Genomic DNA, 22,112 nt, shown 5'->3' on the forward strand with positions numbered 1-22,112 from the left:
TTCAGATCCGACCGCGTCATGCCTGCGGATTCTGCCTACCTAAAAGTAGAGGAGAACTCTTAAGCTGTCTTTAAAGCATCAGCTCATGCTTAAGGACGAGGAGGATGCCTCAGCGGTCGCATCGGTGGCGTGTGCGGCGCAAGCTGCCACCTGATTCCGACCCTCCTTTTTCGCGGAATAAAGTGCGGCATCCGCTTCGGCAATCAGCTCTTCCAGACGGATATTTCCGCCATGATAGACGGTAAAGCCGACTGATATGGTCACGGTGGCAATCTGTCCCGGCGCGATATCGATGCTCAGACGGGCGATACCGTTGCGCAGGTCATCGAGGCGAGCATGAGCATGCGGACTATCCAATTCGGTCAGCAGCAGCGCGAATTCCTCGCCGCCGTACCGGAAAAGCCAATCGCCCTCGCGCAGATTTTCCGCAAGATGCTTGCAGACGGCGATCAACGCCGCATCTCCCGCCTGGTGCCCATGCATGTCGTTAAAGTGCTTGAAATGATCGACATCGACCATAGCGACAACCATCGGGCGGTTGTAGCGGCGGCATTTTGACATTTCTTTTTCCGCAACGACTTCAAGGTAGCGCCTATTGAAGGCGTTTGTCATCGGGTCGCGGATCGTCTGTTCCTTCAACCCTTCCCGCAGGCTGATCGAGGATATGGTCTGGGCCAGCATCTTGGCGACCATGTCGCCGAAGCGATCCGCTCCCTCCGTTTGCAGTGAAGCGTCGTCGTCATAAACGAGGCTGAGAAGCCCGATCGTCTCGCCCTGCGCGACAAGGGGAAGGCAAATGGTCCGCTCGTCGGAGATCGCCGCATGAAGATGGCTGCAGCGTGGAAAGCTCGATCCAGGTGAATGCATATGCGGCTGACCGCGTCGTAATCCCCAGCACTCGCTCGGTCCGGTGACCTCCGCAGCATCGACGTCGCCCCACAGGGCAATCGTCTTGATCTGGTTGCGTGACGCGGCAAACCGATAGAGGGCGCCGGCGCGCACCGGCATAAGGCCTTTCATGAAGGGACCGATCAGCCCGGCAATCTCATCGATGGTATTGCAACTTTGCAGGAAAGTCGCTGCCTCGTTCAGTCGAGCAATCTGGTTGCGCTCATCCGTAAGCACCTGCATGCTCTGGTCCAGATCCTCCGCATAGCGGCTGAGTTGCTCCGCCGCCTTCTCCTTGCGCGCGATCTCCTGCCGTGAGTTCCAGAGAAGGAGAAGGATCAGCACGATCGTTTCCACAATGAACGTGGCAAGCGACACGACAGAAACAAGACGATATCGATCGTTGGTCGCGCGCTGGATCGACAAAGTCCCCTCTTCGGCTTCGCGCATGGTTGCGACCTGCCGGCGAATGTCGTCCATGATCGCCTTTCCCCGGTCGGTACGGATGGCGGCAATCGCGGCCGCTTGTCCATCATCCTGGGCCAGCCTGATGGTTTCATCCATCTCGTCGAACTTCTGGCGTGCCAGTCTCGCCAGCAAATCGACCTCTGCCGTCGCCCTTCCTTCTTGCTCGATAAGACGTCTCAGATAGGCAACGCGTCCATCGAAGACGGCCTCGGCACTGCTGTACGGAGAGAGATAGCGGGGCTCACCCGTGATGATGAAACCACGCTGGCCGGTCTCCGCAGCGTTGATCTCGAAGAGGACCTCCGACAGGACCTCGCGGATATAGATCGAGCGGCGAATGGCGTCAGACGTGCCGAAGAGCCCGTTCAGGCTCCAGAACAGAATCAGGCTGTTGAGCGAAAGAACAGCGATCGCCAGAAACACAACGACGACGCGCTGGCTGATACTGGAGGGCGTCGTTTCTCGTTTCATGTTTGGGCATTTCATTTGCGGGCATGTTCTGCGACCTATGTCACATTACGGATCTTGACACCTCATGGATCATGCTGCGACCGATCAAATCGTCTAGCCGATGCCTGTTGTTGAAGCACGCAGATCAAAACAATCGCGACCGCGCCCGCAGAAACCGAAATCGCCAGGGATGGCGCGATCCCGAGGTGCTCCATCGTGTAGGCCAGAATGAACGGTGCCGTGGCCGAGATGATCAGCCGGACGGCCATCAGCTTGCCCTGCAAGGTGCCATAACCGTCGCTGCCAAACAGCGCCAGCGGCACGGTGCCCGACACGATGCTGAGCAGGCCGTTGCCCATGCCGAAGAGGAGGGCGAAGACCATTGCGCCTGACGCAGACGAGCCGGTGGCCGTCAGCAGCAGGACGCTTCCGCCTATAAAGAGGGCTGCGATCAAGGCCAGACGCAGCGGAGGCAGGGACTGTCCGAACAGCATGTTGATCAGGCGGCTTGCGACTTGCGACGGTCCGAACATGGCGCCGATCAGGGCAGCGGAGGCGCCGAGGCCAAGACCCACAAGCAGCGGCAGCATGTGGACGAGGATCGCCGCGCTGACGAGGTATTGCAGGGCGAAGGCCAAGGCAAGCAGGATAAAGCCGCGCTTCCGCCTTGCAGGTGGCAGGACTCCGACGACCGGTGCTGCTGTCACGGCGCTTTTAGGTTGGCCAACGGTAGTTTGCCGGGCGAGCCAGGCATGCAGCGGCAGGCACACAGCCAGGTTCATGGCCGCGAACACCATATAGACCTGCTGCCAGGACAAGGCTTCGTGTAGAACCGAGGTCAACGGCCAGAAGATCGTTGAGGCGAACCCGGCGATCAGCGTCAGATAGGTAATGCTGCGCTGCGCACTCTGTGGATGGAGTTGCACCAGCAGCGCGAACGCCGCGCCGTATTGCACAAGGTTGGCGGCGGTCTGGATCGCTATCAGCGCGACCAGATAGACGGCGCCGTTCGACGCCAGTGCGCAGGCGATGAGGGCGGTGCTCGCCAAGGCCGAGCCGAGGGTCATGACTCTGCCGGCGCCATAGCGGTCGAACCCGGCGCCTAGCCACGGCGCCGAGAGACCCCCGATCAGAAGTGCGATCGACAGCGCACCGAAGATCCATTCGCGCGACCAGCCGAGATCCGCCGCCATCTGTGGTGCGAGGATGCTGAAGCTGTAATAGAGGCTGCCATAGCTGATGATCTGGGTCAGGCCGAGGGCGAGGATCGGCTCCACCGGCAGACGCTCGCTCATATGGCGGTCAGGCTCACGCGCTGTTCGAGTCTGTCGGCGACTTCCTTCCGCTCGCTGTAGCGATCGGTGAGGTAAGCCGAGGCATCACGGGTGATGAGCGTGAACTTGACCAGCTCCTCGCAGACATCGACCACGCGGTCATAGTAGGACGAGGGCTTCATGCGGCCATCCGCGTCGAACTCCTGAAACGCCTTGGCGACCGATGACTGGTTCGGGATGGTGATCATCCGCATCCAGCGGCCGAGGACGCGCAGCTGGTTGACGGCATTGAACGACTGCGAGCCACCCGACACCTGCATGACGGCAAGGGTCTTGCCCTGGGTCGGCCTGACTGCGCCAACCGACAGCGGAATCCAATCGATCTGCGCCTTCATAATGCCGGTCATGGCGCCGTGACGTTCCGGACTGACCCAGACCTGGCCTTCCGACCAAGCCGACAGATCGCGCAGTTCCTGCACCTTCGCATGCGTCACAGGCGCCGCGTCGGGGAGCGGCAGGCCTTCGGGGTCGAAGATCCGCACCTCGCAACCGAGATGTTCGAGCAGGCGCGCCGCCTCGTGCGCCAGCAGGCGACTGTAGGAGACCGTGCGCAACGAGCCGTAGAGAACGAGAATGCGCGGGCTGTGCGTGGAGAACGGCGGCCGCAGCGCGTCGAGATCCGGGCGGGGCAGCAGCGCTGTGGTCGCGGCAGGCAGGTCAGCCAAGGCGCTTGCCCTCCGCATCGAGCACCGCTTCGCCGTCCTCTTTGACGAAGGCGCCCTTGAAGGTGTCGGGCAGGATGTCGAGCACGGCTTCGGACGGCCGCGCCAGTCGGGTGCCGAGAGGCGTCACCACGAAAGGACGGTTGATCAGGATCGGCGTGGCCAGCATGGCATCGAGCAGCTGGTCTTCGGTCAGGGCCGGATCGTCGAGGCCCAATTCGGCATAGGGCGTGCCCTTCTCGCGGATTGCCTGGCGCACGGTCAGCCCGGCATCGGCGATCATCCGCACCAGCTCCTCCCGCGATGGCGGCGTGTGTAGATATTCGATGACGGTCGGCTCGATCCCGGCATGGCGGATCAGCGCCAGGATATTGCGCGAGGTGCCACAGGCGGGGTTGTGATAGATGGTCACGTTCATGGGGCAGGTTCCGGGGTCGGGAGGGATTGAGGGGTGCGCTCCATCAGCAGCCATCCGGCGATGGCCAGCGCCAGCAGCGCGCCGAAGGTCTCGGCGAGGAGGAAGCCGGGCAGATCGACGGGTCGGATGCCTGCGAACGTGTCGGAGGCCGCACGGGCGATCGCCACGGCGGGATTGGCAAACGAGGTCGAGGCGGTGAACCAGTAGGCGGCGGTGATGTAGAGGCCGACCAGCGCGGGGATCGCCTGCGGCCGGAAGCGAAGCCCGGCGAGGATCGTGAAGACCAGGCCGAAGGTGGCCACCGCTTCCGCCAGCCACTGGCCGCTGCCTGTGCGGACGGTGGTCGACACCTGCATCAGCGGCAGCTCGAACATCGCATGTGCCAGCAGCGTGCCCGCCATCCCACCGAGAATTTGCGCGAGGGCATAGGCCTGCGCTGTTCGATGAAGAATATCGCGGCGCAGGGCGAAGACTAGGGACACGACAGGGTTGAAGTGGGCGCCGGAGATCGGGCCGAGCGTCGTAATCAGCACGACGAGCATGGCCCCCGTTGCCACCGTGTTGCCGAGCAAGGCCAGCGCCGTGTCACCGGTCAGCCGGTCGGCCATGATGCCGGAGCCGACGACCGTCGCCAAAAGGATCAAGGTGCCCAGCGCTTCGGCGCCGAGACGGCGCGACAGCGGAAACGCTTGCTCGCTCATGCCGTAAGATCCTTGACCATCAGCGTGGCGGAGGCCGGGCAGAGGCCTGCGGCCTGGCGTGTCGCTAGGATCGCGGCCGGAGCCAGATCTCGCGATATGGCGCGGAACCCCAGCCGTGTGAAGAAGCGAGCGGCGGACTCCGTCAGCAGATAGACCGCACCGATACCAGCATCGTGCGCCTGATCGAGAAGCTCCTGCGTGATCGCCCGGCCGAAGCCCTTCCCCTGCTGTTCCGCCGGCACGACAACGGAACGCAGCAACGCATAAGCGCCATGCCGTTCCAGGCCGCCAAAGCCGACCGTGCGGCCATCATCGAGAAAATGATAGAAAACCCGGCCGGGTTCGTCCAGATCATCGACCGGAAGACGGGCCGTGGCGAGCGCCGTGCGCAATCCGTCGTCGCCGCCGGGAACAGTCTCGATGGTGAGCGGCTGGCTCATGCGACGTCCGGCGTCCTTGCGGTGGAGCCTTCCATGCGACCAATGCTGCGCAGCTGCCGTTCCAAGGCCAGCTTATCGATCGACGCGAGCGGCAGGCTGGTGAAGGCCATGATCCGGTTCTTGAGGTAGCGCGCCGCCTGGGAAAAGGCCTGCGCTTTCTCAAAATCCGCGCCTTCGACGGCCGCAGGGTCTTCAACGCCCCAATGAGCGGTCATCGGCTGGCCCGGCCAGACCGGGCAGGCCTCTCCGGCCGCATTGTCGCAGACCGTGAACACAAAATCCATCTGCGGCGCACCGGGTACGGCGAACACGTCCCAGCTTTTCGAGCTGAAGCCTTCGGCGGGATAACCGAGCGCGTTCAAGGTGTCGAGGGCGAGCGGATGGACTTCACCTTTCGGCTGGCTACCGGCGGAATAGGCGTTGAAGCGCCCCTTCCCTTCCGCCTGAAGCATGGATTCCGCGAGGATCGAGCGGGCGGAGTTGCCGGTGCAGAGGAACAGGACGTTATAGACGCGATCGCTCATTGCAGGTTCTCTTTCGGGTTCGAGTTGCAGCAGGCCACGGATGTGGCCGGGGCGCAGATCTCCGGATGTCCGGAGCAGCAATCTTCCATCAGAAAGCGCACGAGACCGCCCAGCGCCTCGTAGTTGGCGCTGTAGATAATCGAACGGGATTCCCTTTGCTGTGTGATTAGGCCTGCCCGTTCGAGTTCCTTCAGGTGGAAGGAGACGTTCGAGGGCGAGACCTTGGCTTTCACGGCGATGGCGCCGGCCGCCATGCCATCCGGACCGGAGATGACGAGCATCCGCACGATTTGCAGACGGGTTTCCTGCGAGAGTGCTGCAAACGATGCGAGGGCTTGACGTTCTTCCATACTTCTATAATCCTTTGAATATAGAAATATATAGCGAACACCGAGATCCTTGGCAAGGCCTGTAAGCATGGCTCGCGATTCTTGAGACGTTCAAGACGTGGTTATCCTTTCGGCGGAGAGGTAAGCGCCGGTGGGCCTCGGCATATGGGTGAGGCGAAAGGCGTCGCGCCCTGCCTCGACCGGCAACCCGAACAATGGATGCCGCTGAAATCCGGCCGCATACCGCAAATGTGGTATGCGCAGCACTTGTCTGTCCGATAGCGTCCCGCATAGCGAACGCCGTTACGCTGTTAAGGCCACATCAGACAGAAAGGGGATGAAATGCCGACGACACACTTCACCTTTGCCGAGGCCGGCGCCCAGATCGGCCGCAACAATGCCCCCTGGCACGATCGCGATCCGGCCAGCACGACGACGATCACCTTCGGCTTCCTGCGCAGCAACGGAGCCGGTGAGATCCGTGGTTATACAGCTGAGATGAAGGCCCAGGCGGAGATCATCCTCGGCATGTGGCAGGATGTCGCCAATATCCGCTTCGAGCGTTTCAGCGATGGCCCGGACGGGAATATCGGCTGGAACAATTTCGGCGCAAACGTCTGGTTCGAGGCCAACAATTTTGTGGGTTCCGGCGACGTCGGCGGGCTCAATATTGGCCTTGACGGGCCGAACGGCCAGCGGTCGTCGCTGGTCATCGTCGCCAACGGCAATGGAGCATTCAACGACCTGTCGCCTGGAACCTACAATAATTATACGATATCGCATGAATTCGGCCACGCGCTCGGTCTTGCGCATCCGGGCAATTACAATGCGGGTCAGGGCGCTCAGATCAGTTATGCTGCGGACGCTCTCTACATCGAAGACAGCCGCCAATACACTCAAATGTCTTATTTCGGCGAAGACAATACGGGAGGAAACTTCCGCGACCTTAGTTCGATGATGCCGTTACTCCACGACATCGCCGCCATCCAGTTCCTTTACGGTGTCAATCTGACGACGCGCACCGGAAACGATACCTACGGCTTCAATGCAACGGTCACTGACCGTCCCGTTCTGTCGATCACCGGCCAGAGCGACAAGATCGTCGGGGTCATCTACGACAGGGGCGGCCGTGATACGCTCGATTTCTCCGGCTATGCCAACAGCCAGGTGATCGATCTCAACCCCGAGGCATTCTCTTCGGTGGGCGGACTGACATTCAACCTCTCCATCGCGCCGGGAAGCGTCATCGAGAATGCCATCGGCGGCTCGGGCGCCGATACGCTCATCGGCAATGGCGTCGGCAACACTTTGACCGGCGGCTCCGGCAACAATGTCTTCGACGGCAATGGCGGTGCGGACGAGATGATCGGTGGTACGAACAGCGATCGCTTCAGGCTCTCGACAGGGGATGTCGTCGCCGGAGAACGCATCCGTGGCGAGGGCGGCCGCGACTATCTGCATATCAGCGGCGTCGTCGACGCCCAGCCAGCCCAGATCTCCGGCATCGAGGTCATCGTCTTCGACGGGGCGGGAATGGCCGGTACGGCCAATCTTCTTATCATCGGTGCCACGCAAATGAACACGTCGGGCATCCTACCCAATGGACTGGTGCGCGGCAGCCTTGCCGACGGTACGACGGGCGGTGCGATCGAGACTGATACGTTGATCGTCCGCCTAAATGGAGCGACGGGCGTCGACCTCGGCATGCTGGATTTCCTTACATGGGACACGCGCGACGCTGTCATCGTCGTCGGCAACGACGCGAATGGAGGCGCTGACCGGATTGTCGGCTCGATCGTGGACGATGAGGTGCTGGCCGGCGCCGGTCAGGACGCGGTGTCCGGACAGAGCGGCAACGATGTCCTGCGCGGCGGAAGCGGCAATGACAGCCTTGCTGGTGAGACCGGCAACGACATGCTTTACGGCGAGGCCGGAGCCGACACGCTGGAAGGCGGTGCCGGCGCGGACATGCTCGACGGTGGCGCCGGCATCGATATCCTGAAGGGCGGGGCAGGTAATGACATTTACGTCATCGACAGCACGTCCGAGAAGGCGGATGAATCCGCCACGGCGATCAGCGGCAGTGATACGGTTCGCACCTCCGTCAGTTTCGATCTCTCTAGCGACCGGCAGACGGCCGGCTCGGTCGAAGATCTCGAACTGACCGGTAGCGCCGCGATCAACGGAACCGGCAACCGTTTGTCCAACACCATCACCGGAAATAGCGCCGTCAACGTGATCCGAGGTGAAGCTGGCGCCGACGTACTGGCTGGCGGTCGCGCCAACGATACGTTGACCGGGGGCACTGGCGCGGACCGCTTCGTCTTCGACACGGCGCTCGCCGCCAATGTCGATACCATCGTTGATTTCGTCGCCGGAACAGACGTGATCGCGCTCGACGATGCCGTCATGGCCGGCATTGGCTTCGTCGGCGGTGTCCTGCAGGTCTCTGCTTTCGCCGCCAATGTCGACGGGCTTGCTCGCGATGTGTCCGACCGCATTGTCTACGACACGGACTCCGGCCGGCTTTTCTATGACGCAAATGGCAGTCTCGCGGGCGGCCGGGTGCAGTTCGCCATGCTCGCCGCCAGCCCCGCGCTCAGCCATACGGATTTCCTCGTCGTCTGAGCAGGGCTCCGGCCCGCTGCCGGGCCCACCTCGCCCAGCAGGTCGCTTGACAAGCATTGGTCCATCACACCACACTGTTACAGCCGCTTCTCATGGAACGGTTGCGTGGATCGATGTTCTCAGCCGTAGGGATACGAATGGCGGCACCCGAAGACGGGCGCCCGGGCCTGACCGACGGGCAGAAAGCCGAAATCATCGACTGCGTCTACGAGGTCGCCGTCGATCCTGAGCGATTTGAAAGCCTCATGAACCTCTGGGAGGAAAAGATCGCGCCGATCAGGCGGGCCGTGGGGGAAGCTGGGCCCGGTCCACTGTTCAACGACCCCTTCTTCGAGGGCCATTTCCACCGGGCTTCGACCGTGCTCGACCGCCAGCCGCAGGCCGGCGGTAATGCCATGTCCGAGATCCTTGCCGGCTTCCTGCCGTCCGCCGCCTTCGCCGTTAGTGGCGCGGGGATGATCGCCGACGTCAACTGGGCGGCGCGATGGATCTTCGGGATCAAGCCTGGCGATAGCCTGTCCGCCCTCCCCTTCGCCGACGACCAGATCGCCGATATTGCCGCCTGCATTCGCCGCGTCGCGCGCCATGAAGAGGTGACCGACGCTTTCTTTCGCGGCCAGTCACTGGCAACGCAGCGCCTTGTCGTCTTTCGTATTTCACCGCTGCCTGCTGGGCGCGGAGAGGACGGCGGTCATGCGCTTGTCGTGTCGACCGAACTCGTCTGGCCCCAGGCGCTGACCGGCATGATCCGCGACGCCTTCAGCTTGACGCAGGCTGAGGTCGAAGTCGTTCGCGGACTGGCCGAGGGCGCAACCCTGCAGGCGATCGCCCGCGAGCGCCGCCGCTCGGTTGCGACGGTGCGCACGCAATTGCGCTCAATCCTCGCCAAGACCGAGACCCATACCCAGGCCGAGCTGGTGCGTATCACGCTCAATCTGATGGACGTCGTCGGTCCCGCGCGGGAAAGCGCGCGCGACGTCGCCACCGTCGTCGGTAGCGGCGGGCTGGAGCCGCTGCCATTCCGCAGCCTGTATCGGCCGGCCGGCCGCAGGATCGACTACGTGATCATCGGTGACCCGGCAGGACAGCCGATGCTTTTCCTGCCGATGAATTTCGGGCTTATCCGATGGCCGGCGAGCGCGGAGCGCTACGCGCGGGCGGAGGGCTTGTGCGTCATCGTGCCGATCCGGCCAGGGTTTGGCCACAGCACGCCGGTCAAGGACCGCAAGACACTGACTGACATCGTCTCGGACGACATGGCCGCCCTGCTCGACGCACTGGGGATCAGGGCCCCATGTCCCATCATTGCGCTGAGTTGCGACGGCTATTTCGCCTTCCACTTCCATAAGCGCCATCCGGGAAGGCTGTCGGCGATCTTCGTGTGCGGCGCCGGCCTGCCCTTCTTCACCCGGCAGCAATACGAACGCATGCACAAGTGGCATCGCTTCATCATCGCCAATGCGCGTTACGCACCGGTCATTCTGCCGTTCCTGGTCAAGGCCGGTTTCTCGCTGGCTCGCCGCATCGGCAAGCGCGCCTTCGTTCACGCCGTCTATGGCGACGCTGCCGGCGATGTCGATGTCTTCGAGCAGCCGGACGTGATGCAGGCGCTGATCACCGGCTCCGAGGTCTGCATTTCAGACTGGCACAGCGCCCACGACGCATTCTCGCACGAGGTCATCCTCCAGCAGGCTGACTGGCGCGCGGTGGTTTCCGGCTGTGACATCCCGGTTACCTGCTATCAGGGACACCAGGACCCGGCGATGCCGCCGGCGACGATTGAGGAGATGAAGGCCGCCTTCCCGCACATCAACTTCATCGAAGATCCGCGCGCCGGCGAGCTTATCTTCTTCAAGCATTGGCGGGAGATCGTGGATCGAGCCCGGTCCTTCCCAAGCGGATGAGCCCGCCTTCATGGTGCGCGGGTCACTCCCTTCAATGTCGTGTTTCGAAGCCCGAAGATGAAAATATGAGGCATGAGAATATGATCGACACGATGAATATCGTTTGAAAGTCCGAACTCGGCAACCGCTTCAGCAAGATCCTGCGGCTGATGATGATTAAGAACGCCTAACAAAATGGGTTTGTTCACCAGCATGGTGCCAACGCTAAAAAGGGTGATCTGCCGATCCTTGCATGGGACGTTCGCGTGGCGACCTGACAACCAAAATCCACGTACTTGTCGATGCTGACGGCTTGCCTATGCGCCTGGAATTAAGCGTAGCGCAGCCTGCGGATGCACCCATGGCTGAGAAGTTGCTGAGTGATCTGCAGGCCGTGGCAACAATCCTTGCCGACAGGGCATATGACACCGATGCAATTCTTCACTTTGCCAAACAACGGAAATGCTGAGGCGAACATCCCTTCAAAATCCAATCGCAAGCAGACTTTCAGCCTCAGTTGATGGGTCTACCGTCAGCGCAACGATGCGGGGCCTTGCAACACGATACGACCCACGTGCCGATAGCTATAGCGCCGCTCTCAAACTTGCAGCGACGAGGATATGTATAGCATCAGATAATGAGTCAGCGTCCTATGTGCGGTATCTTGTCCCGTCCATCATTTGTTCCGGAGCAGCCACATCTTGCCCGCCATAGTGATCCTGTACGGGGACTCTGCGGAATCCGGATCTATGCGCTTAATGAGGCCGTATTCTCTCAGTTCGTCGATCGTTGCCGTCATGAGGAATTTCACCTTGATCGGGCGCTCCTTGAAACGATCGCTTTTGGAATAGGTTATGGTGGCATTCTCATGCGTCCAGCGTTTCGCACCCTGGAAAAACAAATCGCCGTTCTTGGAAAGTTTCAGACCTTTGACCTGGATGGACGTGAGTGTGACCATCGTCCCTGCCGAGTTGGTGTTTCTGCTCAGCGTTTCATTCAATGCTATATCCTTCAAATCGCGATAGTCGTTTTCGATATTTAGATCGTATTTTGGTTCTGCAGTTGAAGACAGCAATGTAACCGCGCCATTGTTGACTTTGAACCAGGCTGTGCCTTCGGAAAGATGCTCAATCCATCGAGTGGAAACCACTGGGATACCTTCCACCTTCGGTCTTGCCTTCCCGAACTCGCCTAGGACATTCAAAATGCGCGCTTCAATATTTCTATTGACGCGATTGTGGCTGCGTTTCTGGAGTACACAGTCGCCGCCATGCTTCAGTTCACGGGTGCTCTTCAACCTCAAGGGAGGGTATACACCCGACCGACCTAACGTTGTCTGGCTTTCCTGGCAGCATAGCGCCTGTCGCGTTCAGCCTTACGCGCGGCCTCGTCTTCCACAACCCGTGCAATACGTGCGTTCTCCGCTTTCTCACGCGCCTCTCTCTCGGCCGTCGCTGCGGCCTCGGCGGCCGCGCGCTCTTCAGCGGCTATGACGTCAAGGCGCATACGCTCCTCAAGCTTCAAATGGTTCCGTTTGGCCTGCCGTGCTTCACGAGCTTCGACAAGCGAAACGCGTTCGGCTTGCCTTGCAAGACGAGTTGGTTCGGAGGATTCCTTCGCCGCGCGGTACCGGTTGAGAAGAGTAGCCTTGGCGTCTGCGGCAGCGGTGCGCCGGTCGGCGACGTCGTTGTTCCGAAGGTTTCTCAAATTTGTATCCTTATGTTGTGTAAAGGCCAATCAGCTTATATCGGAGCGTTTGGCAAAGAAGATCGATGTTGCGGACATCCCTTCGGCTTGTTCCTTGGCCAAGCGTGGCTCTCGAAGCCGCAATGTCTTCGCTTCCCAAACCTGCGCCTCCGACGTAGCCTCCTGAGTTTCATTATTCTTGGCGAAAAATTCGGTCTGAACGTTTCCAAAGGTGATCTCGGCCTGCTGGCGAGATTTACTGTATGTCCCTTTCAATAAGGGTCCTCGATGCGAATCATACGCCAAAATGAAAAAGGCCAGGCAATCTGCCCGGCCTTAAACTGATAACGTGCTTCCGACAGTGCCAGTACATCCGTGGTCAAAAGGAAGCAGGTATCTTTAGGCAGCCTGCAGGTTGCAGGCCGACATCTTGCCCGACTTCTTGTCGCGCTCGAGCTCGAAGCCGATCTTCTGGCCTTCAACAAGTTCGCGCATTCCGGCGCGCTCGACAGCGGAGATGTGAACGAAGGCATCCGCGCCGCCGGTGTCAGGCTGGATAAAGCCGAAGCCCTTGGTGGAATTAAACCATTTTACTGTGCCAGTGGTCATGATGAACGCCTTCATAGCATAGAGTAAAGAACTGCGGAGCAGACGCGACGCAGACGAAAACCGACTATTTTTGAAAGAAAAGTTCGCTTAAAGCGCGGTGCCAATCGCGCGGTAGACAAAGCTCGGCAAGCAAAAGATCGATGGCGCATCTATATGGGCTTTGGGGCGACACGTCAACGTTTAGTTTTTAGGTGTTTCATTTTGCATGTTTTAGTTGTGGTTGCGTTCAAGCGCGTCGTCGACCATCGGATCGGTCAGGCCTTCACCTTCTCACGCTCGACGATCTGCAACTGATCATCCGGCAGCGGCCGCTGCAATGCCTTGGCGGTCTTCCAGTCAGCGGTGAGCCAGGTCTCGACCTCGCCCTGCGTCGTCAGGATCACCGGCATGGCCTTCTTATGGATCGGCGCGACGATGCCGTTCGGCCTGGTGGTGAGAAAGGCAAAGAGCTGGTGCTCCCCTGCCCTCGGCGTCTTCATCGAGCCACGGGTGCCGGACCAGGCCGTCCAGATGCCGGCGAAGAAGAACAGCGGCTGGTTCCTGTCGAGGGCGAACCAGAAGAGCGGTTTGCGCTTCGTCACCGGATCGGGTGCCTCGCCATATTCGGAGAAGGCGGTTGCCGGGACGATACAACGATGCTCGACGCCGATCCACTGCTTCCAGTGCGCGATGTGGGTGTTGCGCACATTGGTGACACCGGTATCGGGTGCGTCGGGGGATTTCAGGTGCTCGACGGGGGTGGGCATGCCCCAGGTGAGGCGGGCGAGTGTGGTGCCGCCGGCGGTGTTGAGGACGACCGGCGCCGGTCGATCGGGATAGAGATCGATGGAGGGCTCGAGATTGCCGAGACTGTCATGGGTGATCGAGACGACGTCGCGGATCGCCTGCTGATTGGTCGTCAGATTGTACAAGTTGCACACGCCTCGTCCTCCTCACTGGAAATTCCGGCTTTTGACCTTCAGCGTATCGATATGCAGGTCAGGAATGTAGATCTCGCGCGCCTGAGGCATAGCTGTGTCGGGTGCATTGCGGCCCTTGTCCCTTGCGTCCGGTCCCCCTCCCCCGTGGGCGAACTCGTCACCGCGACCATGCGGCAGCGGAAAGGCGCTGTCACGTTGCCCAAGGCTTTGCAAGTCTTCGGAGAGATCGAACAGCCGCTGCGCCACCAGATGCACAACCTCGCCCTCGCGCTGGATGCGGCCGTTGATCGCCAGCATCGAGGCGGACAGCACAAGACGCCGCTGCTTCTCGAACAGCGACGGCCAGACGACGGCATTGACGATGCCGGTCTCGTCCTCGATCGTCATGAACATCACCCCCTTGGCGCTGCCGGGCTTCTGCCGGACGAGGACCAGACCCGCCGTCATCAGCCAGCGGCCGTCACGCTGGTTCATCGCGTGCGCGCAGGTGACGATGTTGCGCCGGGTAAGATCTCGCCGCAGGAACGACACCGGATGCTGACGCAGCGTCAGGCCGGTATGGCCATAGTCCTCCACCACCTCCCTGCCCTCCGTCATCGCGGTGAGCGTCACCTCCGGCTCCTTGATCTCGGCGATCGACTGTGCCTCGCGCTCTGCCACTGCTGCCCAGAGTGCCAGCGGTTCGCCGCGCAGCGCCTTGATGTCCCAGAGTGCCTGTCGCCGCTCGAGATGCAAGGATGGCAGGAAGGCATCTGCCTCGGCCAGCTTCACCAATGACGCTGTCGGTACGCCGGACCGTCGCCACACGTCATCGGCCGAGGCAAAGGGCTCGCTGCCGCGCGACAACACGATCCGTGCGGCATCACCGGCCGACAAGCCCTTGACCAGCCGCATGCCGAGACGAACGGCAAAGCGATCGGTGCCATCGATGCGCTCCAGCGTGCAGTCCCAGCGGGACCGGTTGACGCAGACCGGCCGGATCTCGACGCCATGCTGGCGGGCATCGGTGACGATCTGTGCCGGGGCATAGAAGCCCACCGGTTGACTGTTCAGCAATGCCGCGCAGAAGACATCCGGATGATGGCACTTCATCCAGGACGAGGCATAGGCGATCAGGGCAAAGCTCGCCGCATGGCTTTCCGGGAAACCATAGGAGCCAAACCCCTCGAGCTGGGTAAAGGTCTTTTCGGCGAACTCGGCCGTGTATCCATTCGTGACCATGCCGGCGACCAGCTTGTCGCGGAATTTCGACACGCCGCCGGTGAACTTGAAGGTCGCCATGGCGCGGCGCAGCTCATCGGCCTCGCCGGCGCTAAATCCCGCGCAGGTCATCGCCACCTTCATTGCGCTCTCCTGGAACAGCGGCACGCCGAGCGTCTTGCCAAGCACGGCCTCGAGTTCCGGTGTCGGATACTCGACCTTCTCCCTGCCCTCGCGCCGCCGGAGATAGGGATGCACCATGTCGCCCTGGATCGGACCGGGGCGGACGATGGCGACCTGGATGACGAGATCGTAGAAGGTGCGCGGCTTCAATCGCGGCAGCATCGCCATCTGCGCGCGGCTTTCGATCTGGAATGTGCCGAGCGTATCAGCCCTGCGGATCATCGCATAGGTCGCCGCATCCTCCTGCTCGATCTCGGCCAGACCAAGGGGAATGCCCTTGTGTTCGCCAAGCAGATCGAAGGCTTTGGCCATGCAGGTCAGCATGCCAAGCCCCAGCACATCGACCTTCATGAACTTGAGCGCCTCGATGTCGTCCTTGTCCCATTCGACCACCTGGCGATCGTCCATCGCCGCCGGCTCGATCGGCACGAGATCGTCGAGACGATCCTGCGTCAGCACGAAACCGCCCGGATGCTGGCCGAGATGGCGTGGCGCTCCCATCAGCTGTCGGGCGAGATCGAGCGCCAGCCGCAGCCGATAATCACCGTCGTTGAGATTGTTCTCCTTCAGCTGCTTCTCGCCGACCCCGTCCTTCGACCAGCCCCAGACGCCGGCGGACAATTGCCGGATCAGGTCGTCCGGCAGACCCAGCGCCTTGCCGACATCGCGCAGAGCACCCTTGGCGCGGTAGCGGGTGACGGTGGAGCAGAGGGCCGCGTGCGAACGACCGTAGGTCCGGTAGATCCATTGGATCACCTCCTCGCGCCGGGCATGCTCGAAGTCGACATCGATATCCGGCGGCTCGTCGCGCTCCATCGAGACGAAACGCTCGAACAGCAGGTTGCCATTCTCCGGATCGATCGAGGTGATGCCGAGGCAATAGCAGACAGCGGAGTTGGCCGCAGACCCCCGCCCCTGGCAGAGAATGCCTTGCGAGCGCGCATAGCGAACGATGGAGAACACGGTGAGGAAGTACGGCGCATAGCTCATCCGGCGGATCAGATCGAGCTCATGGCGGATGGCCTTCCTGACCACCTGCGGAACACCCTCGGGATAGCGATCCCTTGCCCCTTCCCAGGCCAGCCGCGTCAACGACTGCTGCGCATCGAGACCGGGAATGAGGGCTTCCTCGGGATATTGATATTGCAGCTCGCCGAGATCGAAGCGGCAGCGCTCGACGATCTCGCGGGTGCGGGCCAGCGCTTCCGGATCGTCCGGAAACAGGCGCTGCATCTCGGCGGGGCTTTTGAGGAAGCGGTCGGCATGGCGCTCGCGGTCGAAGCCGACATCGTCGATGGTGGTGCGCAGGCGAATGCAGGTGACGATATCCTGCAGCTGCCGACGACCCGGCTCATGGAACAGCACATCGTTGGTGACGACCGTCTTGACCCTGTACCGCCGCGCCATCGCTGACAGCATGTGTAGCCGCAGCCTGTCGTTCGGCCGGCGGCGGAGGCACAGGCTGACATAGGCGCGATCGCCAAACACCTCGGCAACGCGCCGAAGCTGGCTGGCGGTCACCTCTGCATCCTCGATGTCAGCCTCGTCGGGAACGAGGATTGCCAGCAGTCCGTCACCATAGGCGGCGACATCGGAGAGATCGAGGATGCACCGGCCCTTGCCGCCACGGCTCTTGCCAAGAGACAGCAACCGCGTCAGCCGCGACCAGGCGGCCCGGTCGGTGGGATAGACGAGGATCGACAGTCCGTCGGAGAGATCGAGACGACATCCGGCGACGAGACGCACGCCCGTGGCCTTTGCCGCCTCCCATGCCCGGACAATCCCGGCGAGCGTATTGCGGTCAGTGACACCGAGCGCATCGATGCCAAGTGCTGCGGCGACTGCAAACAGATCGTCGGCCGAACTCGCCCCGCGCAGGAAGGAGAAATGCGTCGAGACCTGAAGTTCGGCATAGCCCATCAGCCGAACACACCATGCAGGAACCAGAGATGCGAACCGGTTTCCGGATCGATGCCATCGCCGGCACGATACACCCAGTAGCGCTCGCCCTGCTCGTCCTCAACGACAAAATAGTCCCTGACTGCCTGCATCTCGCGCGGCCGCAGCCACCATTCGCCGAAGATGCGCTCCGGCCCGTCGGCGCGCTTTACCCGCCGCCGCTTGCCGCGCCATGTGAAGACGACCGGCGGCTGGTCGGGCAGGACGGCGATGACGTCGATGCGCTCGGGCTTGGCGAGCAGCCGGGACGGTCGCGGCCATTTTGCCACCCAGCTTGCCCCGGTCTCCGCCGCCGTCGGACCGATCCGCATCACGGCACGTTCCGGAACATCCGATGCCACCGGCGTCACCCGATAGAGACGCTGGCCACGATTGCCGAGGATATCGACGAGCGGTGCCACATCGACAACCTCCTCCTCGGCCAGAGATGAGGCGACCTGCTTCTCCTCGAGCGGCTCGGCCATGATGGCGACCAGCGTCATCCTTTCGATGCCGAAGCCGGGGTCGATCTGCTCGATGCGATCGCAGAGCAGTTTTGACAGGCGGGCGGGATCGCGCACCGGCTTGGCCAGCCCTGCCCGCAGACACTGCCTGGTGTTGTCGACGCGGTCGATGACGAGATCGCAGCGGCGCACGCCAAGACCCCGTGTCTCGAGCTTTGCCGTCAAACGACCGACAAGGCGGCGAATGTACTTTGCGATGGTTTCCGCCGCGCCGATCGGTTCGGGAAACGCACGGCAGACCTCGACGAGCTCTGGCGTGCGGATCGGATCGATGGGCTCGGCAATATGGCCGAACAGCTGATCGAGCCGGCGGGCAGGCTCGGGACCGAAGCGCAGGGTCAGCGGCGCCCGAGGCATGGCGGAGAGCTGGCCGACGGTGTCGATGCCCATCACCCGCAATCCCTGCACCGTCTCGGCCGCAAGACGAAGACAGTGGATCGGCAGGGGCATGACGACGCTGGCAATGCCACCGATGGGAACGATGGTCGTCTCGGCGGTCAGGATGCGTGCCAGCGCATGGGCGGCACCCCAGCTATCGGCGATCGCCGCACGCGAGGTCAGCCCCCTGCCCCGCAATCGATTGACCAGACCGGAGATCATCATCGCCTCACCACCATGCAGGTGATCGGCGCCCTCCGTGTCCATGACGATGCCATCGGCGCCATCGATGGCGACCACCGGGCTGTATTGCCTGAGCACATACAGAGCCAGCCGCTCGAGCGCTGCGGCATCCTCTGCCGGCGCGGCCTCGACCATGACGAGACCGGCAATCATCGCCTGCGCCTTGCTGGCAGGCATGCCGATGCGCAAGCCGAGTTTGCGTGCGGTCGTATCGGCAGCCGAGATCCAGCGCTTCGAGCCCTTTCTGGAGATGGCCACCAGCGGCTGGTCAGCCGGCACGGCTCCGGCTCCCTCGCCATGTCGCCTGATCCGGTCGGTCGCGAGATGAGGGAAGAAGAGCGACACGACCCGTGGCATCACAGGCTCCCAATTCGAATTCCGCACATTCGCCGGCCTTGACCCGCATCAGCTCTGCCAGCCACCGCGCGCGGCCGACACCGGCCACCGGCAGGGGGGCAGACGGCAGCACGCTGATGCGCCAGCGTGTTGTCGATGCCGTCGGCTGGCCATAGTCGTTCGCTTCCGTCTGCCGTCGCCAGCGGCGCACGACCAGCGCCATGGTCGCGGTCTTCTCCGCGGCAAGCTGCAGCCGGCGCGATGCGGTCACCGGCAGGCGCACCAGCTCGCCGACGACGGCAGCCAGGCCACCGAAGGACAACCCCTCCTCCATCGAGGCGAGCACGTCCTCCTCCCTGTCGCCTTCGCAGAAGATGACGCGGTCGGGATGCAGGCCGGCCTGGGCAATCGCGGGGAAGAACAGGTCAGGCCAGGTCAGGCACCACAACACCTTGCCGGATGAGCGTGCGGCAATGCCGGCGACGAAAAGCACGGCTGCTGCACCATCGACCGTGCCGCCACCGCCGCCGGCGATCTCATGCAGAGCGCCAAAGGCCAACCCGCCGCCGGGCAGGCGTTCGTCCATCGCCGGCACGCCGAACGGCAGCACCACCGATGCACGCCGGCTACCGCGTTCCAGATGGGCGATGCGCTGTCGAAGATCCCGAACAACCAGATTTTGGGCACGCGGGTTCATACGCAGACCCTTTCCACGGTTCACGTTGCAGACGACCTCATGTCGCAGGGAATGATGTATGTTCCCTTTTTGTTCCTGTGAGAGCTACGAGTCAAGGTTATAGATTGAGCTCGCAGATTCACCGGCACAGTTCTCCCCTATTAAATGTCTAAAGCAGGACGCCCTATTTCTGTATTAGACGTCGGCGGACAATCCGTCGGTAACGGCGGCATACCCTGCATCGTCCCTGGCCCTCGACGCGATTCGCGGTTTCGACGTTAGAAAAGATGAAATGCGTCGTTCGGGCGGCGTTCGGAGCGCTTTTTGGAACGTCCACAAGACGCCTCCACAATTGCAAGATCTCGAATTATGTAAATAAATACAATTAGTTATAACTACGACCCAGATCGGTGATTAATCATTCGTTAACTATAAAGGGCTTGTCGCGAAGAGAAAATCGCGTCTAAATGCAACAGCGGTCCCAACACGTTTTGGGCGCAACAAAGCGCTGTTATGAAATTTCGGGCGGAAAATGAAACAGATCGCGAGTAAGGAAATTGAGGCACAGGAGACGTTGGTTGACCTGATTGAGCGACATTCGTCGGCTCTCGCGACCCAACTCCAAGCCCACCATGTAAGCACATTCCCTCCCGTTGCCGAAAAGGGAATTAGGCATTTCCAACCATCGGAGGCTGCAAAGCTGGTTGGAGTGAAAGAAGTCTACCTGCGTCAGGTAGCGAATGACATAAGCGGCCTTGAAGTCAGTACAACTTCTGGCGGACGCCGGTCGTACTCTATAGGCGATATTGATAAGATTCGACGACACCTTGACCGGGTAGGCCGTGCAGATCGACGGTATTTGCCTCACAGGCGGGACGGAGAGGCTCTACAAGTCGTCTCAGTCATGAATTTCAAGGGCGGTTCGGGAAAAACGACTACTGCCGCCCATTTGGCGCAGTTCCTTGCTTTGCGTGGCTATAGGGTCCTTGCTCTCGATCTAGATCCGCAAGCCAGCCTTTCAGCCCTCTTTGGGAATCAACCTGAGTTGGACGTCGGGGCCAATGAAACAGTGTACGGTGCCATTCGGTACGACAACGAGCGTCGGCCCGTGCAGGAGATTATCCGTTCGACATACATACCAGATCTGCATCTAATTCCCGGAAATCTAGAACTCATGGAATTTGAGCATGATACACCGAGGGCGCTGATGAAGCGGCAAACTGGTGACGTAATGTTCTTCGATCGTGTTCGAGAAGTGCTGGATGAGGTCGAGAGTAACTATGACGTTGTTATCATTGATTGCCCTCCGCAGCTCGGTTATCTAACGCTGTCTGCGCTTACTGCAGCAACTTCAATGATCGTAACCGTACATCCTCAAATGCTCGACGTTATGTTGATGAACCAATTTCTTTCGATGGTAGCAGGGCTGCTGCGTGAAGTTGCATCTGCGGGCGGCAATGTCGATTTCACTTGGATGCGTTACCTAATTACTCGGTTTGAACCTGCGGACGGACCGCAAAACCAGATGGTAGGATATTTGAGATCAATTTTCGGTTCACATGTTCTGAATTTTCCTATGTTGAAAACAACTGCAGTTTCGGATGCAGGTCTGACTAATCAAACGTTGTATGAAGTTGAAAAAGGGCAATTCACGCGTAGTACCTATGATCGTGCACTTGAGGCGATGAATAATGTCAACGAGGAAATCGAAACACTAATGAAGAAATCTTGGGGGCGAGGCGCATGAGCCGAAAGAATCTTCTTAACCTTGTGTCCGGTGAAGCTGCGCGCCCGACGAAAGCACAAAGCCGCCCTTTGCTTTCTCCAAAAGCCCAAGCTGAAGAAAGTCCGGCTGATAATAAGCTCTTGAAACAAGTCGGTTCGACGATCCGTGAGGAGAAGGCACGCCAAGCTCGTGCAGACGAAATCGAACGCCGGCTCGCCGAAGGGCAGGTGGTGGTAGAAATTGATACTGACGCGATCGACCCCTCGTTTGCCCAAGATCGCATGCCTGGTGATATTGATGGGTTGGTGACGTCGATAAGGGAAAGTGGACAGCAAGTTCCGATTTTGGTTCGACCGCACCCAGATAGCCAAGGGCGCTATCAAGTGGCATTTGGGCACCGAAGGCTTAGAGCCGCGCAATTGCTTTCGCGTCCTGTCAAGGCTGTTGTTCGCGAACTAACAGATGAGCAACTTGTTGTGGCCCAAGGTCAAGAAAACAATGAGCGTCAAGATCTAACATATATCGAGAAGGCGTTGTTTGCAGACACCTTACAGCAACGATTTTCGAGAGATGTGATCATGTCTGCTCTTTCTGTGTACAAGAGCGACCTATCCTATATGCTTTCAGTGGTTGTCAGAACACCTAGAGAGATCATTTCCCTGATCGGACCTGCCCCGGGTGTTGGTCGACGCAGCTGGGTCGAGCTAGCCGATCTCCTTGCAAATGAAGGCATGCTGGAGAAAGCGGCTGCGTTTCTAGCTACAGGTGACGCTCGTTCGCTCGTATCAGAGGCTCGCTTTAAGGCGGTTGTCGCCCATTTAAAGCCGCGAGCGGCAGCTTCCACGTTTGATGTGTGGAAGGCGAGTGATGGGAGGCGTTTAGCTCGGGTATTAGAGCAGATTCGACTTATTCCGGGTCATATCCTGCGGCCTCGAAATAGTGTCGGCATTCCTTTGGCGTGAAGGCGG

21 protein-coding genes and 1 pseudogene are annotated in these 22,112 nt (G+C 60.7%); 5 read left to right on the forward strand and 17 right to left on the reverse strand.

Annotation, left to right across the window (positions count from 1 at the left end; all coding sequences use genetic code 11):
• Positions 1-78 precede the first annotated feature (78 nt).
• From ACEVQ6_RS20610 to ACEVQ6_RS20645, 8 genes are all read right to left on the reverse strand, one after another.
• Positions 79-1,827: a sensor domain-containing diguanylate cyclase gene (locus tag ACEVQ6_RS20610; protein ID WP_374890924.1), complete on the reverse strand. Its 1,749-nt coding sequence runs from the start codon at positions 1,825-1,827 to the stop codon at positions 79-81.
• Positions 1,828-1,889: 62 nt separating this feature from the next.
• On the reverse strand, positions 1,890-3,101 hold the full coding sequence (arsK, locus tag ACEVQ6_RS20615) for an arsenite efflux MFS transporter ArsK (RefSeq protein ID WP_374890925.1): 1,212 nt from the start codon (positions 3,099-3,101) through the stop codon (positions 1,890-1,892).
• Positions 3,098-3,823 (reverse strand): arsenical resistance protein ArsH, encoded by a 726-nt coding sequence (gene arsH, locus ACEVQ6_RS20620; RefSeq protein ID WP_374890926.1) that lies wholly within the window; start codon positions 3,821-3,823, stop codon positions 3,098-3,100. The genes arsK and arsH overlap by 4 nt, the downstream gene beginning before the upstream one ends.
• Positions 3,798-4,220, reverse strand: coding sequence for an arsenate reductase (glutaredoxin) (gene arsC, locus ACEVQ6_RS20625; RefSeq protein WP_374890927.1), 423 nt, complete (start codon positions 4,218-4,220; stop codon positions 3,798-3,800). The genes arsH and arsC overlap by 26 nt, the downstream gene beginning before the upstream one ends.
• Positions 4,217-4,921, reverse strand: a complete 705-nt coding sequence (locus ACEVQ6_RS20630) for an aquaporin (protein WP_374890928.1) — start codon at positions 4,919-4,921, stop codon at positions 4,217-4,219. Before ACEVQ6_RS20630 ends, arsC begins: the two co-directional genes overlap by 4 nt.
• A complete protein-coding gene (gene arsN2 / locus ACEVQ6_RS20635; protein ID WP_374890929.1) occupies positions 4,918-5,361 on the reverse strand; it encodes an arsenic resistance N-acetyltransferase ArsN2 in 444 nt (147 codons plus the stop codon). Before arsN2 ends, ACEVQ6_RS20630 begins: the two co-directional genes overlap by 4 nt.
• Positions 5,358-5,885: an arsenate reductase ArsC gene (locus ACEVQ6_RS20640; protein WP_374890930.1), complete on the reverse strand. Its 528-nt coding sequence runs from the start codon at positions 5,883-5,885 to the stop codon at positions 5,358-5,360. Before ACEVQ6_RS20640 ends, arsN2 begins: the two co-directional genes overlap by 4 nt.
• Positions 5,882-6,235, reverse strand: coding sequence for an ArsR/SmtB family transcription factor (locus ACEVQ6_RS20645; protein WP_374890931.1), 354 nt, complete (start codon positions 6,233-6,235; stop codon positions 5,882-5,884). The genes ACEVQ6_RS20640 and ACEVQ6_RS20645 overlap by 4 nt, the downstream gene beginning before the upstream one ends.
• A 321-nt stretch (positions 6,236-6,556) precedes the next feature.
• Here ACEVQ6_RS20645 and ACEVQ6_RS20650 point away from each other — a divergent pair, with 321 nt between their 5' ends.
• Together ACEVQ6_RS20650 and ACEVQ6_RS20655 are read left to right on the forward strand one after the other, a co-directional pair.
• A complete protein-coding gene (locus ACEVQ6_RS20650) occupies positions 6,557-8,842 on the forward strand; it encodes a M10 family metallopeptidase C-terminal domain-containing protein (protein ID WP_374890932.1) in 2,286 nt (761 codons plus the stop codon).
• A gap of 137 nt (positions 8,843-8,979) precedes the next feature.
• Positions 8,980-10,746, forward strand: coding sequence for an alpha/beta fold hydrolase (locus tag ACEVQ6_RS20655; protein WP_374890933.1), 1,767 nt, complete (start codon positions 8,980-8,982; stop codon positions 10,744-10,746).
• Positions 10,747-10,754: 8 nt separating this feature from the next.
• On the opposite strand, the gene ACEVQ6_RS20660 is transcribed toward ACEVQ6_RS20655, so the two are convergent.
• Entirely contained in the window at positions 10,755-10,940 is a 186-nt protein-coding gene (locus ACEVQ6_RS20660) for a hypothetical protein (protein WP_374890934.1), read from the reverse strand.
• Between ACEVQ6_RS20660 and ACEVQ6_RS20665 the strand changes: the two are divergent.
• Positions 10,929-11,358 (forward strand): annotated as a pseudogene (locus ACEVQ6_RS20665) (transposase); the annotation flags it as partial. The gene ACEVQ6_RS20660 and the pseudogene ACEVQ6_RS20665 sit on opposite strands and share 12 nt — an antisense overlap.
• Positions 11,359-11,401: 43 nt before the next feature.
• On the opposite strand, the gene ACEVQ6_RS20670 reads toward ACEVQ6_RS20665, so the two are convergent.
• The 8 genes from ACEVQ6_RS20670 to ACEVQ6_RS20705 all read right to left on the reverse strand — a co-directional run bounded on the left by ACEVQ6_RS20670 (position 11,402) and on the right by ACEVQ6_RS20705 (position 19,439).
• Positions 11,402-11,683 carry a hypothetical protein gene (locus ACEVQ6_RS20670; RefSeq protein ID WP_374890950.1) on the reverse strand — a complete coding sequence of 94 codons (282 nt, stop codon included), beginning with the start codon at positions 11,681-11,683 and terminating at the stop codon, positions 11,402-11,404.
• Between the two features lie 368 nt (positions 11,684-12,051).
• Positions 12,052-12,432: a DUF6481 family protein gene (locus ACEVQ6_RS20675; protein WP_374890935.1), complete on the reverse strand. Its 381-nt coding sequence runs from the start codon at positions 12,430-12,432 to the stop codon at positions 12,052-12,054.
• 30 nt (positions 12,433-12,462) lie between these two features.
• On the reverse strand, positions 12,463-12,687 hold the full coding sequence (locus tag ACEVQ6_RS20680) for a hypothetical protein (RefSeq protein WP_374890936.1): 225 nt from the start codon (positions 12,685-12,687) through the stop codon (positions 12,463-12,465).
• Between the two features lie 123 nt (positions 12,688-12,810).
• Positions 12,811-13,020 (reverse strand): cold-shock protein, encoded by a 210-nt coding sequence (locus tag ACEVQ6_RS20685; RefSeq protein WP_374890937.1) that lies wholly within the window; start codon positions 13,018-13,020, stop codon positions 12,811-12,813.
• A 254-nt stretch (positions 13,021-13,274) separates the two neighbouring features.
• Positions 13,275-13,940, reverse strand: coding sequence for an SOS response-associated peptidase (locus tag ACEVQ6_RS20690; protein WP_374890938.1), 666 nt, complete (start codon positions 13,938-13,940; stop codon positions 13,275-13,277).
• A gap of 12 nt (positions 13,941-13,952) precedes the next feature.
• A complete protein-coding gene (locus tag ACEVQ6_RS20695) occupies positions 13,953-17,243 on the reverse strand; it encodes an error-prone DNA polymerase (RefSeq protein ID WP_374890939.1) in 3,291 nt (1,096 codons plus the stop codon).
• On the reverse strand, positions 17,243-18,763 hold the full coding sequence (locus tag ACEVQ6_RS20700) for a Y-family DNA polymerase (protein ID WP_374890940.1): 1,521 nt from the start codon (positions 18,761-18,763) through the stop codon (positions 17,243-17,245). The genes ACEVQ6_RS20695 and ACEVQ6_RS20700 overlap by 1 nt, the downstream gene beginning before the upstream one ends.
• Positions 18,675-19,439 (reverse strand): ImuA family protein, encoded by a 765-nt coding sequence (locus ACEVQ6_RS20705; RefSeq protein WP_374890941.1) that lies wholly within the window; start codon positions 19,437-19,439, stop codon positions 18,675-18,677. Before ACEVQ6_RS20705 ends, ACEVQ6_RS20700 begins: the two co-directional genes overlap by 89 nt.
• 511 nt (positions 19,440-19,950) lie before the next feature.
• Here ACEVQ6_RS20705 and repA point away from each other — a divergent pair.
• Positions 19,951-21,165, forward strand: coding sequence for a plasmid partitioning protein RepA (repA, locus tag ACEVQ6_RS20710; protein ID WP_374890942.1), 1,215 nt, complete (start codon positions 19,951-19,953; stop codon positions 21,163-21,165).
• Positions 21,162-22,106 (forward strand): plasmid partitioning protein RepB, encoded by a 945-nt coding sequence (repB, locus tag ACEVQ6_RS20715; protein WP_374890943.1) that lies wholly within the window; start codon positions 21,162-21,164, stop codon positions 22,104-22,106. Before repA ends, repB begins: the two co-directional genes overlap by 4 nt.
• Positions 22,107-22,112 lie beyond the last annotated feature (6 nt).

The sequence above is a fragment of the Ensifer soli genome (genome assembly GCF_041928815.1).
Taxonomy (GTDB): domain Bacteria; phylum Pseudomonadota; class Alphaproteobacteria; order Rhizobiales; family Rhizobiaceae; genus JBHFEI01.

What these genes read in the sequence shown, in the direction of transcription:
- arsC (WP_374890927.1), bottom strand. Translation starts at nt 4,220, where the DNA reads ATGAACGTGACCATCTATCACAACCCCGCCTGTGGCACCTCGCGCAAT.
- arsH (WP_374890926.1), bottom strand. Translation starts at nt 3,823, where the DNA reads ATGCGGAGGGCAAGCGCCTTGGCTGACCTGCCTGCCGCGACCACAGCG.
- ACEVQ6_RS20640 (WP_374890930.1), bottom strand. Translation starts at nt 5,885, where the DNA reads ATGAGCGATCGCGTCTATAACGTCCTGTTCCTCTGCACCGGCAACTCC.
- ACEVQ6_RS20670 (WP_374890950.1), bottom strand. Translation starts at nt 11,683, where the DNA reads ATGGTCACACTCACGTCCATCCAGGTCAAAGGTCTGAAACTTTCCAAG.
- repA (WP_374890942.1), top strand. Translation starts at nt 19,951, where the DNA reads ATGAAACAGATCGCGAGTAAGGAAATTGAGGCACAGGAGACGTTGGTT.
- ACEVQ6_RS20610 (WP_374890924.1), bottom strand. Translation starts at nt 1,827, where the DNA reads ATGAAACGAGAAACGACGCCCTCCAGTATCAGCCAGCGCGTCGTCGTT.
- ACEVQ6_RS20650 (WP_374890932.1), top strand. Translation starts at nt 6,557, where the DNA reads ATGCCGACGACACACTTCACCTTTGCCGAGGCCGGCGCCCAGATCGGC.
- arsK (WP_374890925.1), bottom strand. Translation starts at nt 3,101, where the DNA reads ATGAGCGAGCGTCTGCCGGTGGAGCCGATCCTCGCCCTCGGCCTGACC.
- ACEVQ6_RS20645 (WP_374890931.1), bottom strand. Translation starts at nt 6,235, where the DNA reads ATGGAAGAACGTCAAGCCCTCGCATCGTTTGCAGCACTCTCGCAGGAA.
- ACEVQ6_RS20660 (WP_374890934.1), bottom strand. Translation starts at nt 10,940, where the DNA reads ATGCTGGTGAACAAACCCATTTTGTTAGGCGTTCTTAATCATCATCAG.
- repB (WP_374890943.1), top strand. Translation starts at nt 21,162, where the DNA reads ATGAGCCGAAAGAATCTTCTTAACCTTGTGTCCGGTGAAGCTGCGCGC.
- ACEVQ6_RS20695 (WP_374890939.1), bottom strand. Translation starts at nt 17,243, where the DNA reads ATGGGCTATGCCGAACTTCAGGTCTCGACGCATTTCTCCTTCCTGCGC.
- ACEVQ6_RS20705 (WP_374890941.1), bottom strand. Translation starts at nt 19,439, where the DNA reads ATGAACCCGCGTGCCCAAAATCTGGTTGTTCGGGATCTTCGACAGCGC.
- ACEVQ6_RS20630 (WP_374890928.1), bottom strand. Translation starts at nt 4,921, where the DNA reads ATGAGCGAGCAAGCGTTTCCGCTGTCGCGCCGTCTCGGCGCCGAAGCG.
- arsN2 (WP_374890929.1), bottom strand. Translation starts at nt 5,361, where the DNA reads ATGAGCCAGCCGCTCACCATCGAGACTGTTCCCGGCGGCGACGACGGA.
- ACEVQ6_RS20655 (WP_374890933.1), top strand. Translation starts at nt 8,980, where the DNA reads ATGGCGGCACCCGAAGACGGGCGCCCGGGCCTGACCGACGGGCAGAAA.
- ACEVQ6_RS20700 (WP_374890940.1), bottom strand. Translation starts at nt 18,763, where the DNA reads ATGCCACGGGTCGTGTCGCTCTTCTTCCCTCATCTCGCGACCGACCGG.
- ACEVQ6_RS20685 (WP_374890937.1), bottom strand. Translation starts at nt 13,020, where the DNA reads ATGACCACTGGCACAGTAAAATGGTTTAATTCCACCAAGGGCTTCGGC.